At 64.8% G+C, this 15,848-nt stretch carries 15 protein-coding genes; 13 read left to right on the top strand and 2 right to left on the bottom strand.

What is annotated here, in order from left to right; translation table 11 throughout:
* Positions 1-2: 2 nt before the first annotated feature.
* Genes GGQ80_RS17030 through GGQ80_RS17010 form a run of 5 tightly spaced genes read left to right on the top strand, consistent with a single transcriptional unit; the run spans position 3 to position 5,110 of the window.
* Positions 3-1,766, top strand: coding sequence for a hydantoinase B/oxoprolinase family protein (locus tag GGQ80_RS17030; RefSeq protein WP_183987094.1), 1,764 nt, complete (start codon positions 3-5; stop codon positions 1,764-1,766).
* Complete coding sequence (locus GGQ80_RS17025) at positions 1,763-2,512, top strand: SDR family oxidoreductase (protein WP_183987092.1); 750 nt, start codon at positions 1,763-1,765, stop codon at positions 2,510-2,512. The genes GGQ80_RS17030 and GGQ80_RS17025 overlap by 4 nt, the downstream gene beginning before the upstream one ends.
* 2 nt (positions 2,513-2,514) lie before the next feature.
* A complete protein-coding gene (locus tag GGQ80_RS17020; RefSeq protein WP_183987090.1) occupies positions 2,515-3,099 on the top strand; it encodes a carboxymuconolactone decarboxylase family protein in 585 nt (194 codons plus the stop codon).
* On the top strand, positions 3,092-3,520 hold the full coding sequence (locus GGQ80_RS17015; protein ID WP_183987088.1) for an acyl-CoA thioesterase: 429 nt from the start codon (positions 3,092-3,094) through the stop codon (positions 3,518-3,520). The genes GGQ80_RS17020 and GGQ80_RS17015 overlap by 8 nt, the downstream gene beginning before the upstream one ends.
* A gap of 60 nt (positions 3,521-3,580) precedes the next feature.
* Positions 3,581-5,110 carry a malonate--CoA ligase gene (locus GGQ80_RS17010; RefSeq protein ID WP_183987086.1) on the top strand — a complete coding sequence of 510 codons (1,530 nt, stop codon included), beginning with the start codon at positions 3,581-3,583 and terminating at the stop codon, positions 5,108-5,110.
* On the opposite strand, the gene GGQ80_RS17005 is transcribed toward GGQ80_RS17010, so the two are convergent.
* Positions 5,107-5,577, bottom strand: a complete 471-nt coding sequence (locus GGQ80_RS17005) for an Lrp/AsnC family transcriptional regulator (RefSeq protein ID WP_183987084.1) — start codon at positions 5,575-5,577, stop codon at positions 5,107-5,109. The two genes, GGQ80_RS17010 and GGQ80_RS17005, sit on opposite strands and share 4 nt — an antisense overlap.
* 94 nt (positions 5,578-5,671) lie before the next feature.
* Between GGQ80_RS17005 and GGQ80_RS17000 the strand changes: the two genes are divergently transcribed.
* The 5 genes from GGQ80_RS17000 (at position 5,672) to GGQ80_RS16980 (ending at position 13,576) form a co-directional block, all read left to right on the top strand.
* Entirely contained in the window at positions 5,672-6,871 is a 1,200-nt protein-coding gene (locus GGQ80_RS17000; RefSeq protein WP_183987082.1) for an amino acid aminotransferase, read from the top strand.
* A gap of 313 nt (positions 6,872-7,184) precedes the next feature.
* Positions 7,185-7,901: an IS6 family transposase gene (locus GGQ80_RS16995; RefSeq protein WP_183987080.1), complete on the top strand. Its 717-nt coding sequence runs from the start codon at positions 7,185-7,187 to the stop codon at positions 7,899-7,901.
* A gap of 175 nt (positions 7,902-8,076) precedes the next feature.
* Positions 8,077-9,102: a GlxA family transcriptional regulator gene (locus tag GGQ80_RS16990; RefSeq protein WP_221364468.1), complete on the top strand. Its 1,026-nt coding sequence runs from the start codon at positions 8,077-8,079 to the stop codon at positions 9,100-9,102.
* Positions 9,103-9,326: 224 nt separating this feature from the next.
* The gene (locus GGQ80_RS16985; RefSeq protein ID WP_183987076.1) at positions 9,327-10,322 is read left to right on the top strand and encodes a response regulator; all 996 of its coding nucleotides are present in this window, start codon (positions 9,327-9,329) and stop codon (positions 10,320-10,322) included.
* Between the two features lie 353 nt (positions 10,323-10,675).
* Positions 10,676-13,576, top strand: a complete 2,901-nt coding sequence (locus GGQ80_RS16980; RefSeq protein ID WP_183987074.1) for a PAS domain S-box protein — start codon at positions 10,676-10,678, stop codon at positions 13,574-13,576.
* 39 nt (positions 13,577-13,615) lie between these two features.
* On the opposite strand, the gene GGQ80_RS18540 is transcribed toward GGQ80_RS16980, so the two are convergent.
* Positions 13,616-13,759, bottom strand: a complete 144-nt coding sequence (locus tag GGQ80_RS18540; RefSeq protein ID WP_246347174.1) for a hypothetical protein — start codon at positions 13,757-13,759, stop codon at positions 13,616-13,618.
* Between the two features lie 572 nt (positions 13,760-14,331).
* Here GGQ80_RS18540 and GGQ80_RS16970 point away from each other — a divergent pair.
* Genes GGQ80_RS16970 through GGQ80_RS16960 form a run of 3 tightly spaced genes read left to right on the top strand, consistent with a single transcriptional unit; the run spans position 14,332 to position 15,477 of the window.
* Positions 14,332-14,529 carry a hypothetical protein gene (locus GGQ80_RS16970; protein ID WP_246347173.1) on the top strand — a complete coding sequence of 66 codons (198 nt, stop codon included), beginning with the start codon at positions 14,332-14,334 and terminating at the stop codon, positions 14,527-14,529.
* Positions 14,526-14,729, top strand: a complete 204-nt coding sequence (locus GGQ80_RS16965; RefSeq protein ID WP_183987072.1) for a UPF0149 family protein — start codon at positions 14,526-14,528, stop codon at positions 14,727-14,729. The genes GGQ80_RS16970 and GGQ80_RS16965 overlap by 4 nt, the downstream gene beginning before the upstream one ends.
* A 31-nt stretch (positions 14,730-14,760) precedes the next feature.
* Positions 14,761-15,477: an IS6 family transposase gene (locus tag GGQ80_RS16960; protein ID WP_183987070.1), complete on the top strand. Its 717-nt coding sequence runs from the start codon at positions 14,761-14,763 to the stop codon at positions 15,475-15,477.
* Positions 15,478-15,848 lie beyond the last annotated feature (371 nt).

The raw sequence follows: 15,848 nt of genomic DNA, 5'->3' as shown, positions 1-15,848 counted from the left end.
CCATGGCCACACCATCCTTGAACGGCGCCGAGATGGCGGTGCTGCGCAGTCGCCTAGACGGTGTCGCGCGGCGCATGTCGAACACCTTGCTGCGCACCGGGCGATCGGGCGTGCTGAACCGCGCGCGCGACTTTTCCTGCTGCATCCTGACCGCCGGGTGCGAATTGCTCAGCGCGGCGGACAGCCTGCCGATCCACGTGCTGTCGGGGCCGGACATGATGGCGCGGTCGATGCTCGACTTTCATCCCGACCTGCGCGGGGGCGACGCGTTCCTGCACAACTCGCCCTATCACGGCTGCTCGCACCCGGCGGATCTGACCGTGCTGGTGCCGGTGATGGACGACGACGGGCGCCATCGCTTCACCGTGCTCGCCAAGGCGCACCAGGCCGACATCGGCAACTCGCAGCCGACGACCTACATGGCCGACGCGCGAGACGTGTACCATGAAGGGGCGCTGATCTTCCCGGCCGTGCAGGTGCAGCGCGACGGGCGCGACATCGCCGACATCATCCGCATGTGCGAGATGCGCATCCGCGTGCCGCACCAGTGGAAGGGCGACTATCTGTCGACCCTCGGCGCTGCGCGGATCGGGGAGCGCGCGCTGCAGGAACTAGCCGCGGATGTCGGCTGGGATCGGCTCGACGCCTTTGCCGGGCAGTGGTTCGACTATTCCGAGGCGCGCATGGTCGAGGCGATCGGCGCCCTGCCGGGGGGGACGGTGACGGGCGAGAGCACGCACGACGCGTTCCCGGCGTTTCCCGAAGGGGGGCTGACGATCCGGACGGTGGTGACGGTCGAGCCGGCGGCGGGGCGGATCGCGGTCGACCTGACCGACAACCCGGATTGCTTGCCCTGCGGCATGAACCTGTCCGAAGCCTGCGCGCGGACCGCGGCGATGATCGGCGTGTTCAACAGCATCGATCATCGCGTGCCCAAGAATGCGGGATCGTTCCGCCGGATCGACGTCGCCCTTCGCGAAGGCTGCATCGCGGGTATCCCGGTGCATCCCTTCTCCTGCTCGGCGGCGACGACCAACATCGCCGATCGCGTCGCCAACGGCGTGCAGACCGGGATGGCGGCGCTCGCCGAAGGGGTCGGGATGGCAGAGGTTGGATCGGTGATCGCGCCGTCGACGGGTGTCATCTCGGGCGTCGATTCCCGGACCGGCGAAGCCTTCGTCAACCAGGTGTTCCTAGGCATGAGCGGCGGCGCCGCGGCGCCCGCCAGCGATGCGTGGTGGACGGTCGGCCATGTCGGCAATGCCGGACTATGCTGCATCGACGGGGTCGAGCTGGCAGAGCTGACGCAGCCGATCCTGGTGCATTCGCGCGGTTTCCTGGCCGATACCGAGGGCGCGGGCGCGACGACCGGCGCGCCATCGACGATCGTCGAGTTCGGCCCGGTCGCGGGCGGCATCGACATCGGCTATCTGTCCGACGGCCACGCCAATCCGCCGACCGGGGTGCGGGGTGGCGGCGGTGGCGGTGGCGCGGACCAGTATCTGATCGCGCGCGACGGGACGCGGCGGCCGCTCGCCGCCTGCGCCCAGGTCCATATCGCGCCTGGCGAGCGGATCGTCGCGATCTCGTGCGGCGGCGGCGGCTATGGCCCGCCGACGCTGCGCGATCCCGATCGGATCGCCGCCAGCGTCCGCAGCGGCCTGGTCAGCCGCGATCGGGCGCGAGACGTCTACGGCGTCGCGATCGCGGCGGACGGAAGCGTGGCGCACGGCGAGACCGCCGGATTGCGGGGAGTGACGGCATGAGCCGGTCGGTTATCGTCACCGCCGGTGCCGCCGGCATCGGCCTCGGCATCGCCGCCTTGTTCGCCGAGCGCGGCGACCGCGTGACGATCTGCGACGTCGACGACGCGGCGCTGGATCGGGCGCGAACCGCGATTCCCGCGCTGACCGTTGTCCAGGCCGATGTGGCGGATCCCGCTGCGGTCGCGCGGCTGGTCGCGGCGGCGGGGGCGGTCGACGTCCTGGTCAACAACGCCGGCCTCGCCGGACCGGTGGGCGACATCGACGCGACCGACCCCGACCAATGGGCTCGCTGCTTCGAGGTCAACGTCCATGGCGCGTTCAACACGATCGCGGCGGTGGTGCCGGCGATGCGTGCCGCCGGCACGGGTACGATCGTCAACATCTCGACCGCGTCGACCCAGACCGGCATTCCCCGACGCTCTGCTTACGTCGCATCGAAATGGGCGCTGGAGGGGCTGACGCGCAATCTGGCGCGCGAACTGGGTCCGGCGGGCATCCGGGTGAACGCGATCCGCCCCGGCTTCATGGATACCGAGCGGATGCGCGGGATCATGGCGCGCATCGCGGGCGAGACCGGTCGGGCGGTGACGGACGTCGAGGGCGAAGCGCTCGGCTACATTTCGATGCGCAGCAAGATCCAGCCGGTCGAGATCGCGGAAATGGCGTGGTTCCTGGCATCCGATGCCGGCCGCCACATCACCGGGCAATTGATCGGCGTCGACGGCAATGCCGAATGGGAGGGCTGAAAATGCGATTGGTGCCATTGACCGCCGACCAACTCGCCGAGCGGGGGGTCGATACGGCACCCTATCTGGTCGATTTCCACGAGCTGCCCGGCAGCGTCGCGACGCTCGGCTATCGGCCGGACATCCTCGCCGCGGTCGGCGGGCTGTGGGGCGCGGTGATGGGCGGTGGCCTGCTCGACCCCGAGCTTAAATACCTTGCCGGCTATCTCGCGAGCATGGCGGCCGGCTGCCGCTATTGCTCGGCTCACACGGCGACGAACGCCGCCAAGGCGGGCGGTGATGGCGGCAAGGTCGCCGCGGTGTGGGAGTATGAGCGCAGCGCGCTGTTCGACGAGCGCGAGCGTGCCGCCTTGCGGTTCGCGCAGCTTGCCGGGCAGCAGCCATCGGGCGTCAGCGATAGCGATACCGACGCACTGAAGCGCCATTTCAGCACCGAGGAAATCGTCGAACTGCTCGCGGTCGTCTGCGTCTACGGCTTCTTCAATCGCTGGAACGACAGCCTGGCGACCACGCTGGAGCCGACGCCGCGTGGGTTCGCCGAGGCCAATCTGGGCGGGCATGGCTGGGAGCTGGGGGTGCATGGCTGACGACGCTTTCGTGACCTGCGGCCTGGCGGTCGTGCATCCGTGGCTGTGCGATCGGATGGGGCATCTGACGACGCGGCACTACATGGGCATGTTCGACGATGCGAGCTATCAGCTGTTCGCCATGCTCGATCCCGATGCCGATACGAGCGGATCCGCCGAACAGGGCTGGGCCGACATCCGGCACGAGATCGCGTATCTCAACGAACTCGGTGTCGGGGCGCTGGTCCGTATCGAGGGGCGGGTAACCGCCCTGGGGCGAACGTCGATCGGCACGGAATATCGGATGGTGCGCCAAAGCGACGGTCGGCTTTGCGCCACGCTGGCGGCCAGGACCGTCTGTTTCGACCTGGTCGCCCGCGAGGCCGCGCCCCTGCCCGACCCGCTGCGGGCAAAAGCGGCGGCGTTGTTCGGGATTGACTGACGACCGGGCCGTTGACAAGCTGCCCGATGGAATGACCAGCATGGGCGAGAGAGGATCGCCATGCCCAACTTGTACGACACGCTGATAGACCGTGCGCCCGTCGACCGAACGCGGCCGTTCGCGACGCTGCCCGATGATGCGATCGTGACCTATGCCGATGTCGAGGCACGTTCGGCAGGATATGCGCATGCGCTGGTCGGATGCGGCGTCACGCCGGGCGATCGCGTCGCCGTACAGGCGCCCAAGAGCATCGACATGCTACTGCTCTATCTCGGCTGCCTTCGCGCCGGCGCGGTCTTCCTGCCGCTCAATCCCGCCTACACGGCGGGCGAGCTCGAATATTTCCTGCGTGATGCCGAGCCGGTCCTGTTCGTGGCGGATGCCGCGCGGCGCGATGGCGCGGAAGCGCTGGCGGCATCGATCGGAGCGATACGGGTTGAGACGCTCGACGATCGCGGCGGAGGAACGCTGGCGGTGATGGCCGTGGCCAGCCTGGGAGATTTCGACACCGTGGCTTGCCCGGACGATGCGCTTGCCGCCATCCTCTACACGTCGGGTACGACGGGGCGGTCGAAGGGGGCGATGCTCAGCCATGGCAACCTGGCGTCGAACGCGCTGACCCTGGTCGATTACTGGCGGTTTTCCGAAGCCGACGTATTGCTTCACGCGCTGCCGATCTTCCATACCCACGGCCTGTTCGTTGCGACCAACGTCACGCTGGCGGCGGGCGCGTCGATGATCCTGCTGCCGCGCTTCGATCCCGCCGAGATACTGGCGCTGATGCCCCGCGCCACGGTGTTGATGGGCGTGCCGACCTTCTACATCCGGCTGCTCGGCGAGACGGGGCTAACGCGCGCGGCGGTGGCGGGGATGCGGCTGTTCATCTCGGGCTCCGCGCCGCTGTCCGCCGACATCCACCGCGAGTTCCGCGAGCGGACGGGACATGCCATCCTCGAACGCTATGGCATGACCGAAACCAACATGAACACCTCGAACCCATATGATGGCGATCGGATCGCCGGCACGGTCGGCCCGCCGCTGCCCGGGGTGTCGATCCGGATCGTCGACGAGGCCACGGGCGCCGAACTTCCCACGGGCGCGGTCGGCGGGATCGAGATCGCCGGCCCCAACGTCTTTGGCGGTTATTGGCGGATGGCCGACAAGACCGCCGAGGCGTTTCGCGACGGCTATTTCGTGTCGGGCGACCTGGGTTCGATCGATGCCGCGGGCTATGTCTCGATCGTCGGGCGGGCGAAGGACCTGATCATCGCCGGCGGCTATAACATCTATCCCGCCGAGATCGAGGCGGCCCTCGACGAGCTGTCAAAGGTTCACGAATCCGCCGTGATCGGCGTGCCGCACCCCGACATGGGCGAAGGCGTGGTGGCGGTCGTGGTGCCACGCGAGCCGGGGTTTGCCGACGGCACCGCGCTGATCGCGGCCCTGGCGGACCGGCTGGCGCGCTTCAAGCAGCCGCGCCACGTCGCCTTCGTCGACGCGTTGCCGAAGAATGCGATGGGTAAGGTGCAGAAGACCCTGCTGCGCGATGCGTACCGGGACGTCTTCGCCACGCCGGTCGGAGCCAATTAGATCGGCAGCGCGGTCGTGTATTTGGTCACCGCCAACGCAAAATGAGAGGAGGCGCCGCCGACATGGGGCTGGCGCAGCAGGCGCTTCATCAGAAACGCGTTGTAATCGTCGACATCGGCGACGACGATGCGGAGCAGATAGTCCCAGTCCCCCGACATCGAAAAGCATTCGATGATTTCAGGACAGGCCGCAACGTAGCGCTCGAATTCCTCGCATGGTCCGCTGTCGTGGCTGCGCATCCGTACATTGCACAGGACGGTCACGCCGCGTCCGATCGTCCGGGGATCGACCAGGCGTACCGTCGCCCCCAGGACGCCTGCGGCTTCCAGAGACTTGATGCGTCGCCATACCGACGCGCTGGAGGCGCCGACCCGCTCGGCGAGCAGGGCGCTGCCGAGCGATGCGTCCGCTTGCAATTGCTCGACGATGCGACGGTCGATCGGATCGAGTTGAACAGCTTGTTTCATCAAACCTACTATATGCGATAAATCATGTCACGAAAGCCGATCACAGCACACTAACTGAAAAGCTTCGTCGCGATGAGGGTGCGACATTCGTTGCATGACCAGCATGGTAGCCCCCGCCCCATCGTCGCTGTTCGCCGGACTGACCCGGCAGCCGCCCGACGCCTTGCTCGCCGTGATCGGAATGCACCGGGCCGATCCGCGTCCGCACAAGATCGACGTCGGCGTCGGCATGTATCGCGACGAGTCCGGCGCTACGCCGGTCATGCGGGCGGTCAAGGCAGCGGAAGAGCGCCTGTTGAAGCATCAGGATAGCAAGGGCTATCTGGGGGCGGAGGGCGATCAGCGCTACACTGACCTTCTAGCGCGACTGGCGCTGGGGACGAAGTTGGCGGAAAGTGATCGCTTGACGGGCGTGCAGACACCCGGCGGCACCGGGGCGCTGCGGCTCGCCGCGGAACTCACCGCGCGGAGCGGGCGCGCACCCACGGTGTGGATCGGTACGCCGACCTGGCCCAACCATGTCCCGATTTTTCTGGCGGCCGGGCTGGCGGTAGAGACGCACGCCTATTTCGACGCGGACCGTTCCGGCGTGGATATGGATGGTTGTCTGGCAGCGCTTTCGCGTGCTCGTGCGGGCGACATCGTCGTCCTGCACGGCTGCTGCCACAATCCCACCGGCGCACGGCTAACCGCCGAGCAGTGGACGGCGTTGGCGGACCTGATTGCTGCTCGGGGACTCGTTCCGCTGATCGACTTGGCCTATCAAGGATTAGGCCAGGGGTTGGACGCCGATGCAGCGGGGATGCGCCTGTTGCTCAATGCCGTGCCCGAAGCGATGGTCGCGTACAGCTGCGACAAGAACTTCGCCTTGTACCGCGAGCGGGTCGGCGCGCTTTGGATACAGGCGGCGACGCCGTCCGCCGTCATGCCGGTGCGCGATGCCTTGCTGATGCTCGCTCGCTGGATCTGGTCGATGCCGCCGGATCATGGTGCCGCGATCGTCAGGACCATCTTGGAGGACGATAACCTCACCCAAAGCTGGTTGACCGAACTATCGGACATGCGCGCGAGGATTGCGGCAATCCGTGCATCGTTGGGCGAAGCCCACCCTGTCTTGGCACACATCGCACAGCAGGAAGGTCTCTTCGCGCTGCTGCCGATCGACAAAACGGCGGTCGCCTCCCTGCGAGATCGTCATGCGATCTACATGCCCGACAGCGGCCGTATCAATGTGGCGGGTCTGAATAGCGTGTCGGTGAAGCACTTTGCTGAAGCAGTTATGCCGTATCTTTAGCCTCGATGCAGTAATCGATGACTGTCGCGTGTTCGCTCGCTGGCATTCTGCCGGGCGGTGCCGTGCAGGCTGGTGGCTTCGGTCTGGTTCCGTCAATCCAAATGTACCGGGTGGTCAGGCGAGCCAATCAGGGTAGGGCAGGGGGCTCCGTCAAACCAAACGCACCGGATGCTCAGGCGAGCTGATCGGGGTAGGGCAGGGGCATGCCGCGCGCCCGCAAGCCACCCTCGCCGTTCCGCCATTTCAACTCGTCGCCGGGCTGTGTCTGCCCAAATGCACCGGCTGGTAAGTGGGGCGGGGTAGGGCACAGGCCATGCCTCGCCCCCGCAAACCGGCCAGCCCGTTCCGCTACTTCAACTCGTCGCCCGAGGTGATCCGGCTGGTGGTGATGATGTACGTCCGCTTCCCCTTGTCCCTTCGTAACGTGGAAGACCTGCTGTTCGAGCGCGGGATCGACATCTGCCATGAGACGGTGCGACTGTGGTGGAACAGGTTCGGCCCGCTGTTTGCCAGTGATATCCGCCGGCAGCGGGTAAGCCGCATGCGGGGTTTCCGCCACTGGCGCTGGCACCTGGACGAGATGTACGTGAAGCTGAACGGCGAGATGGTCTACCTCTGGCGGGCGGTCGACCAGGAAGGTGAGATCCTGGAGAGCTACATAACGCGCACCCGAGACAAGGGTGCAGCGCTTGCCTTCATGAAGAAGGCGTTGAAGCGTCACGGTTCGCCAGAGGCGATCACCACGGATGGCCTGCGCAGCTACCGTGCGGCGATGAACGAGCTTGGCAATGCCGAGAAGCAGGAGGTCGGACGCTGGGCGAACAACCGAGTGGAGAACAGCCATCTACCCTTCCGCCGACGAGAGCGGGCGATGCAGCGGTTCAGGCGAATGAGTAGCTTACAGAAGTTCGCCTCCGTTCACGCCAACGTCCACAACCACTTCGCTCTCGAACGTCATCTCGTCGACCGCCAGACCTACAAGGAACGCCGCTCCGCTGCCCTGGCTGAGTGGCAGATCCTCGCGTCCTAGGCTGCCAGCATCAAAGATCGATCTGCATCGTCGAGAGAGCGGTTCGCGTTAGACTGACAGCACCCTTCTGGGCTGTCGCCAAGCGCGCGAGACGACCCCGACCCGACCGTAGAGGACATAGACCCAGCTCAGCGCCATGATCGCAACGAGCGTATATCGGTCACTATCGGCCTTCATGTGCGAGGTCGAGCGGAGTACCGCCGTGCTGATCACGCTCTTCGCCCCGGACAACGTCCATCTGCTCGAAATTGCCGCCGTGCGTGATGCACTGTTCGAGGCAAATTGCCGAGTGGCGACGGGCAGCCCTTACGAGGTTCGCCTGGTGACCGAGCAGGGCGTCGCGGTGCGGAGCGCATCCGGAGTGACCTTCGTTCCGGATGCGAGCATCGACCAGGCGACGGGGCCTTCCGATACGCTGATCGTCGTCGGTCCGTATGGTATACCCGCTCTACCGAACGAACGGGTGATGCAGTGGCTTCGGCAGCAGGCCGGACAGGCGCGACGTTACGGCTCCGTCTGTACCGGCGCCTTTCTGCTTGCCCATGCCGGGCTGTTCTCGAGAAGGCGCGCCACGACGCACTGGCAATATGCCGCGAACCTGGCCGCCGCCTATCCCGACGTCACGGTCGAGCCCGACCAAATCTTCGTTCGGGACGGACCGGTATTCAGTTCGGCGGGCGTGGCTGCGGCGATCGATCTCACTTTATCGTTGATCGAGGAAGACTTTGGCCGCGCACTTGCCTTGGCCGTGGCACGCCGGCTCGTCGTTTTCCTGAAGCGGCCTGGCGGGCAATCGCAATATAGTGCGGCCTTGATCGCCCAATCGGGGGTCAGCGGCCCGATCGATCGCATCCGCCTGCTCGTCCTGGAGAATCCGCGCAGGGACCTGAGCCTTGCGACGCTCGCCAAGGAACTCGGCGTCAGCCCGCGGCACTTGTCGCGCCTGTTCCATGCCGAGCAGGGCAAGAGCCTGTCCGACTATGTCGAAAGCACCCGGGTCGACATCTCCCGCAGGCTGCTCGAGGAAAGCTCCGCCCCGATCAAGGCTATCGCCTTTGCGGCAGGGTTCGGTTCGACGACGACCCTGAGGCGCGCATTCATGCGCGCCCTCGGCATCACGCCGCACGAATATCGCACGCGGTTCCAATCGACCGGTGCCGCCAGTTCCGTAATGGCCGAAACTGACGCCGTTTTGTCCTGAACCGACGCACCCATGACATTGGAGCCCACGCTCAAGTCCGGCATCGTCGGGCTTGGAGGTTCAACGCGTGCAACCAACTTCAGCAATTCTATCGATGCGCTCGTCTCGACGAGGCGCGCGCGATCATATGGCTTGCGCGGCGTCCCCGAACGCGCAGCTGCCGGCGCTCCTGTCGAACGGAGCTTACGCGCTGTTTCCACCGGCATGCGAGATCGATTGCCGGCATGGCGAATAGCAAAACCGACACGTACGACAAATTGCGCGTCGTCATCGTCGACGATTCTCGAACCATGCAGGCTATGCTGGACAATGCCTTCAGCGCTAGGACCGACTTTCGTGTAGTAGGTTTCTCCAGCAACGCCGCCGCCGCGGTCGACATGATAAGAGGACTGATGCCGGATGTCGTGACGATCGACCTGAACATGCCGTATATCGACGGAGCAACACTGTTGGGCATGATTTCAGACTTGCAGACGGTATGCAAGATCGTCGTCTCGGATGCGCCGTTGAAAAACCTGGCATTGGCAGCGAGTCTGATGCGGGCCGGGGCCGCCTTATGCCTCGGCAAGACGGATCTTGCGACGGATCCGGACGACTTCTTCGCCAAGGTACGGGCTGCGGCGAGCCAAATCGATAAGAGTGGGACGTATCGTTGGAATCCCGGAGAGGAACCCGATACGAGAACCACTACCGGACGAATGTTACCGGTTCGCCCGGAGGCACAATTTCCCGTGCCGGCCGACGAGAAGAGCCGGTTGCAATTCCTTTCCCAGAGCACGTTGATCAACAACGACCGGGAACGTCGGTTCGATCTCGTTACCCGGCATCTGACACGGGTGACGGATTATCCGGTATCACTCCTGACATTCATCGATCGGGATACGCAATGGATCAAATCCGCAAGCGGTCTCGAGGTCGGTAGCACACCCCGGGAGGAGGCGTTCTGCAACTACACCATTGCGCAAGGTGGCGCCTTTGTCGTGGCGAACGCGGCAAGTGACCGGCGGTTCGCTCATTTCACGTCCGTAGCCAGCTCGCCCGACGTGCGGTGCTATGCGGGGTACCCCGTGACGACCAGCGACGGCGTCAATGTCGGCGCATTGTGCGTGATAGATAATCGCGTCCGCACCGTGTCCAGACACGTGTTGGACCAACTTGCAGGAATGGCCGACATCGTCGCCGAGATGATCGATCAACGTACGCCTGCGGGTAATCGGTGAATGACATCGTCGAGGGTCAGAAAATCAATGCCCGATCGTTATGGAACAGCTCGATCGGGGGCGTCGGCGGCCGCATTTCGATGCTTGGAGCTTGACAGGACATGCCTAGCGCTCACAGACCCGGGTATCGGGACCGTTGCGTGAGGCTTGTCGAAGACGATCACGTGGTCGCTCACGACCGCCGGCCTGCCAGGCTATCGGCGAAAGGGATTTCCATACCCAGATGCGCCGACCGCGGTGATTAGTGGCCACTGCCGACTTCTCGCGGCCGGGGCGATGCGCGGTTTCACGCTGCTGCAGAAATATTGTGCCGCCGACGGGTCGGCGCATCCCCTCCAGAACACGATGGTGAAATGAACGAACTGCATGACGTGGCGGCTGGAGACGATCGGGAACGGCGGCGGCTGAGTGCTCTTGCAAGCTACGATGTCCTCGACACGCCTCGCGAACTTGCCTTCGACGAGGTTGCTGCGTTGGCCGGCAGGTTGTGCGACACACCTATCGCGGTGGTCAATCTGATCGGGGATGGGCGACAGTTCTTCAAGGCCGAGGTGGGCCTGGGTGTCCGCGAGACACCGCTCGAGAGCTCCTTCTGCGCCAAGGCGATCATGGAGGAGGATTTTCTCCTCGTGCCCGACGCGACCCAAGACCCTAGGTTCGACTGCAATCCGCTGGTCGTGAATGAGCCGCATCTCCGCTTTTACGCGGGCGCGCTGTTGAAAACGGACGATGGGCTGCCGATCGGCACCCTCTGCGTGCTCGACACCCGCCCCAAGCAACTGACCGATTTCCAGCAGGAGGCGTTGCGCATGCTGGCCCGACAGGTGATGGTGCAGCTGGAACTGCGTCGCGCGCTGGACGAGCGCAACCGGCAACTCAAGGAGTCGGAGGCCAGCGAGCGGCACTTGCGCATCGCCCGCTCGGAGGCGGCGGATAGCGAGGCCCGCTTCCGCAACATGGCCGACAATACGCCGGTAATGATGTGGGTGACCGACGCCGAAGGGACTTGCACATACCTCAACCGGGGTTGGTATGAATTTACCGGGCAACGAGAGGAGGAAGCGCTCGGCTACGGGTGGCTCGACGCAACCCATCCCGACGACAAGGGCGACGCGGCGCAGGCCTTCCTCGAAGCCAACGCGGCGCAAAGCCCCTTTCGCCAAGAGTATCGGCTGCGCCGCGCCGACGGTGGCTACCGCTGGGTGATCGACGCGGCAAGCCCGCGCTTCGGCGAGGATGGCAAGTATCTGGGCTATGTCGGGTCGGTCATCGACATCGACGAGCGACGCGAGGCCGAGGACGCTTTGCGGTCGGCCAAGACGCTGCTGGAAGCGGTGATGGAAGCGGTGCCCGGCGTCGTCTATGCCAAGGATCGCGACGGGCGCATGATCGCTGCCAATCGCGGCACCGTGGAGTTGGTGGGCAAGCCGCTTTCCGACATTATCGGCCGCACCGATCGCGAGTTCCTCGACGATCGGGAGCAGGGCGAGACGGTGATGGCCAACGACGCGCGCGTCATGGCAGATAACCACGGCGAGGCGATCGAGGAGGATATCACCTACCCGGATGGGCGCCGGGCCGTCTGGCTGTCGACCAAGGCGCCGTTCCGCGACGCCGAAGGTGCGGTCATCGGCCTGGTGGGATCCTCGCTGGACATCACGGAGCGGAAGCGGGTGGAGGACCAGCTGCGTGCGCTGAACGCCGATCTCGAGCGTGAGGTGCTCGAGCGATCCCGCGAGCGCGGCCTGATTTGGCAGCTCAGCCTGGACTTGCTGTCGGTCATCGACATTCAGTCCGCGACGTTCGATGCCGTGAACCCGGCTTGGGGTGGTGCACTGGGCTGGCCAGCCGACGAAATCCAGGGGCGCCCCTTTGCAGACTTCGCCCATCCCGATGACCTGGATGCCAGCGCCGCGGCCTTCGCCCAAGTCCGCGCGGGCAGTCCTGTCATGCAGTTCGAGAACCGCTACCGGGCTCGGAACGGGGATTGGCGCTGGCTGTCATGGGTGGCGGTGCCCGAAGGTGGCAAGCTCTACTCGGTTACCCGCGACGTCACGGAGGAAAAAGCACGTCAGGCAGAGCTCGAAGCGGCGCAGGAGCAGCTTCGCCAAGCGCAGAAGATGGAGGCGGTCGGGCAGCTGACCGGCGGCATCGCGCACGACTTCAACAATCTGCTTACCGGTGTGATCGGATCGCTCGACATGATGCAGCGGCAGTTCGCCAAGGGGGACATGAGCAAGGTCGAGCGCTACACGACGACCGCGATCACGTCCGCCAATCGCGCTGCCGCGCTGACGCACCGACTGCTGGCCTTCTCCCGCCGCCAGCCGCTCGATCCCAAGCCGGTCAGCGCCAATCGGCTCGTCACCGGCATGGAGGAGCTGCTGCGCCGCACGATCGGCGAGGCGGTGCGGCTCGAGATCGTGACGGCGGGCGGGCTGTGGCAGACGCTGTGCGATCCGCACCAGCTGGAGAGCGCGATCCTCAACCTCGCGATCAACGCGCGCGATGCGATGCCCGAGGGCGGCACGCTGACGATCGAGACGTGCAACGCACACCTGGATGACGCGTATTCGGCTCGGCAGCGCGAGGTTACGCCGGGGCAATACGTCTGCATCTGCGTTACCGACACCGGCGTCGGCATGACCGCCGACACCATCAGCAAGGCCTTCGAGCCCTTCTTCACGACCAAGCCGATCGGGCAGGGTACGGGACTGGGCCTATCGATGATCTACGGCTTCGCCCGCCAGTCGGAAGGCTATGCGAAAATCTACTCTGAAGTTGGCAAGGGCACGACCTTCAAGCTCTACCTGCCGAGGCATTATGGCGAGGGCGAGGAGGACGAGGGCCACACGACCGAGCTCGGCGACGAGCTTCGCACCGAGCGTGGCGAGGTTGTGCTGGTGGTCGAGGACGAGACTGCCGTGCGCTCGCTGGTGATCGATGTGCTGGAGGAACTAGGCTACCAAGCGATTGAGGCCGTAGACGGCCCGTCGGGGCTGAAGATCCTGCAATCCACGCGTCGTATCGACCTGCTGGTCACCGACATCGGTCTGCCCGGGTTGAACGGTCGACAGCTGGCCGACGCCGCACGGGAACGCAGGCCCGAGCTGAAGGTGTTGTTCATGACGGGCTATGCCGAGAACGCCACGATCGCGAACGGCTTTCTGGATCCCGGCATGTCGATGATCACCAAGCCGTTCGCGATCGACGCGATCGCCACGCGCATCCGCAGCATCATCGAAATATCCTGACTGGCGGTGAGGCCTTGCCGGCAGCGCGATGGCGTTCGGCTATTTGGCGGCGAGGATCGTGAGCTTGTGGATCTGCCGCGGCTCAGCGAACAGCTCGCCCGCTCGGTCCATCAGTGCCGCCGCCACCTTACCGTCGAGAGGGGTCTGGTGATCCGCTTCGCTGGCGAAGGTCGACGATCGCACACTCCCCCGCGGCAATTTCGATAGCGTACCAGGTAAGCGTTCCCGGTTCCTCGTTGACGAGCGGTAGCGCTGATCGGAGAAACGCGGCGACGTCGGTTTCTCTGCCGGGCTTGGTCGTGAGCGGAACGTGAAGCGCGAGTTTGGCCATGATGGTCTCCTGGCTACGACAGACGAAAGCCCCGACCGTCTTTATGGATGACTACGGTTCACCGCCGCATCAGACCTGAGCCACCGGCATCCGAACGAATTTCGTTTGTGCACCGCTATGGCGGAGGAAAGCGACATCGCGTCGTAGGTGCCATTGTGGCGCATGCCGTTGATCAAGAAGCATGGCGTGCCGTTCAGCCGGAGCGATCGGCTTCCGTCAGTATCGCGGATAGAAATCGGGGCGGAACGCCTGTCACGAGACGATGAACGAACGGCGGAAGCCAGGAGACGGGAAGTGAGCCTCGAACGACCGCAAATGGGTCGTCTCGGCATAAACGGTTTGATGCTCGAGACCGCAGTGATCAACCGGTCTGCAGTGCAAAATGAACGCTGTTAAGCCGGATCGTTCCTGCTAGCGGACGTCCATGCTCAATATGCGGATCAAACGTTTGGCGGCCGATGCCGGGCGCGCGCTCGACCGTCTCGCTGCTGTGGAGGCGTCGGTGGCAGCGCTCGGCGACGAGGACCTGCTCAATCTTGCCGACATCTTCGCCGCGAGTGATCCAACGCCACTGCGCGATATGGCGGAGGCCGAGATGCGTCGTCGCAACCTCACCTTATGAAGCGGCTTCCCTCGCGTTTCCGGCGCCTGGACGGCGCTCTCGCCGATCTGCCCGTTGAGGAGCCGATGCTGCTCACCAAGCTTGACGGCTTCCTCACCGGGCTGCTCATCTGGCCGGAGACGATCCCGCCGGGCGAGTGGATGACGGTAGTGTGGGGCAGGGAGGCCGACGGTTTCCGTCAAACCAAACGCACCGGGTGATCAGGCGACCCGATCGGGGTAGGGCAGGGGCATGCCGCGCCCCCGCAAGCCACCTTCGCCGTTCCGCTACTTTAACTCGTCGCCGGAGGTAATCCGGCTGGTGGTGATGATGTACGTCCGCTTCCCCTTGTCGCTGCGCAACGTGGAGGGCCTCTTGTTCGAACGCGGTATCGACATCTGCCATGAGACGGTGCGGCTGTGGTGGAACAGGTTCGGCCCGCTGTTCGCAGGCGATATCCGCCGTCAGCGGGTAAGCCGCATGCGCGGCTTCTGCCACTGGCGATGGCACCTCGACGAGATGTACGTGAAGCTCAATGGCGAGATGGTCTACCTGTGGCGGGCTGTCAATCATGAGGGTGAGGTGCTCGAGAGCTACGTCACCAGGACCCGCGACAAGGCGGCAGCCCTGAGCTTCATGAAGAAGGCGCTGAAGCGGCATGGCTCGCCCGAGGCGATCACCACCGATGGGCTGCGCAGCTACGGCGCTGCGATGAACGAGCTCGGCAACGCTGAAAAGCGAGAGGTCGGTCGCTGGGCCAACAATCGGGTGGAAAATAGCCACCTGCCGTTCCGACGACGAGAGCGGGCGATGCTGCGGTTCAGACAGATGAAGACGTTACAGAAGTTCGCCTTGGTCCACGCCAACGTCCACAACCACTTTGCTCTTGAGTGTCACTTCGTCGGCCGCCAGATCTACAAAGAGCGCCGCTCCGGTGCGCTGGCTGAGTGGCAGATCCTTGCGTCCTAACCTCAGCCTCAAAGGCCTAACTGCATTGTGTGGCGAGCGGCTCGCGTTGGACGGACAGCACCGTCTATCCAGACGGCCTCGTGGCAGCGGACCAGCTAGTACGCGTGCTTTGATTGTCGATTTCGACGACAGTGATTTTCACGCCGACGAGGTGCGCCTGACCGCACGCGGCTGATGTCAAATTGCCACCAGGAGGCGTCGTCCGGCTAACCCGGATCGCTGCCCGAAAGCGGACGTTCCGCTATCGCCCCAAATGTAGACACCGCTCACACGCAGTGACGTGACCCCAGTCTTTCAACCAGCGGCAACCAGAGACCGACCGGTGTTGTCGCGCATGAGCGCAGGTGAAGCAACGGGCGGGGTTAACCCCG

It is taken from the genome of Sphingomonas jinjuensis (assembly GCF_014197105.1).
Lineage (GTDB): Bacteria > Pseudomonadota > Alphaproteobacteria > Sphingomonadales > Sphingomonadaceae > Sphingomonas > Sphingomonas jinjuensis.
This window is presented reverse-complemented; position numbering and strand designations above follow the sequence as displayed.

Bases quoted from the DNA above. Each gene is read 5' to 3' on its own strand.
- GGQ80_RS16965 (WP_183987072.1), top strand. From the start codon at position 14,526: ATGAAGCGGCTTCCCTCGCGTTTCCGGCGCCTGGACGGCGCTCTCGCC.
- GGQ80_RS16990 (WP_221364468.1), top strand. From the start codon at position 8,077: ATGTGCGAGGTCGAGCGGAGTACCGCCGTGCTGATCACGCTCTTCGCC.
- GGQ80_RS16970 (WP_246347173.1), top strand. From the start codon at position 14,332: ATGCTCAATATGCGGATCAAACGTTTGGCGGCCGATGCCGGGCGCGCG.
- GGQ80_RS17000 (WP_183987082.1), top strand. From the start codon at position 5,672: ATGACCAGCATGGTAGCCCCCGCCCCATCGTCGCTGTTCGCCGGACTG.
- GGQ80_RS16960 (WP_183987070.1), top strand. From the start codon at position 14,761: ATGCCGCGCCCCCGCAAGCCACCTTCGCCGTTCCGCTACTTTAACTCG.
- GGQ80_RS17005 (WP_183987084.1), bottom strand. From the start codon at position 5,577: ATGAAACAAGCTGTTCAACTCGATCCGATCGACCGTCGCATCGTCGAG.
- GGQ80_RS17030 (WP_183987094.1), top strand. From the start codon at position 3: ATGGCCACACCATCCTTGAACGGCGCCGAGATGGCGGTGCTGCGCAGT.
- GGQ80_RS16995 (WP_183987080.1), top strand. From the start codon at position 7,185: ATGCCTCGCCCCCGCAAACCGGCCAGCCCGTTCCGCTACTTCAACTCG.
- GGQ80_RS17020 (WP_183987090.1), top strand. From the start codon at position 2,515: ATGCGATTGGTGCCATTGACCGCCGACCAACTCGCCGAGCGGGGGGTC.
- GGQ80_RS16980 (WP_183987074.1), top strand. From the start codon at position 10,676: ATGAACGAACTGCATGACGTGGCGGCTGGAGACGATCGGGAACGGCGG.
- GGQ80_RS17025 (WP_183987092.1), top strand. From the start codon at position 1,763: ATGAGCCGGTCGGTTATCGTCACCGCCGGTGCCGCCGGCATCGGCCTC.
- GGQ80_RS16985 (WP_183987076.1), top strand. From the start codon at position 9,327: ATGGCGAATAGCAAAACCGACACGTACGACAAATTGCGCGTCGTCATC.
- GGQ80_RS17010 (WP_183987086.1), top strand. From the start codon at position 3,581: ATGCCCAACTTGTACGACACGCTGATAGACCGTGCGCCCGTCGACCGA.
- GGQ80_RS17015 (WP_183987088.1), top strand. From the start codon at position 3,092: ATGGCTGACGACGCTTTCGTGACCTGCGGCCTGGCGGTCGTGCATCCG.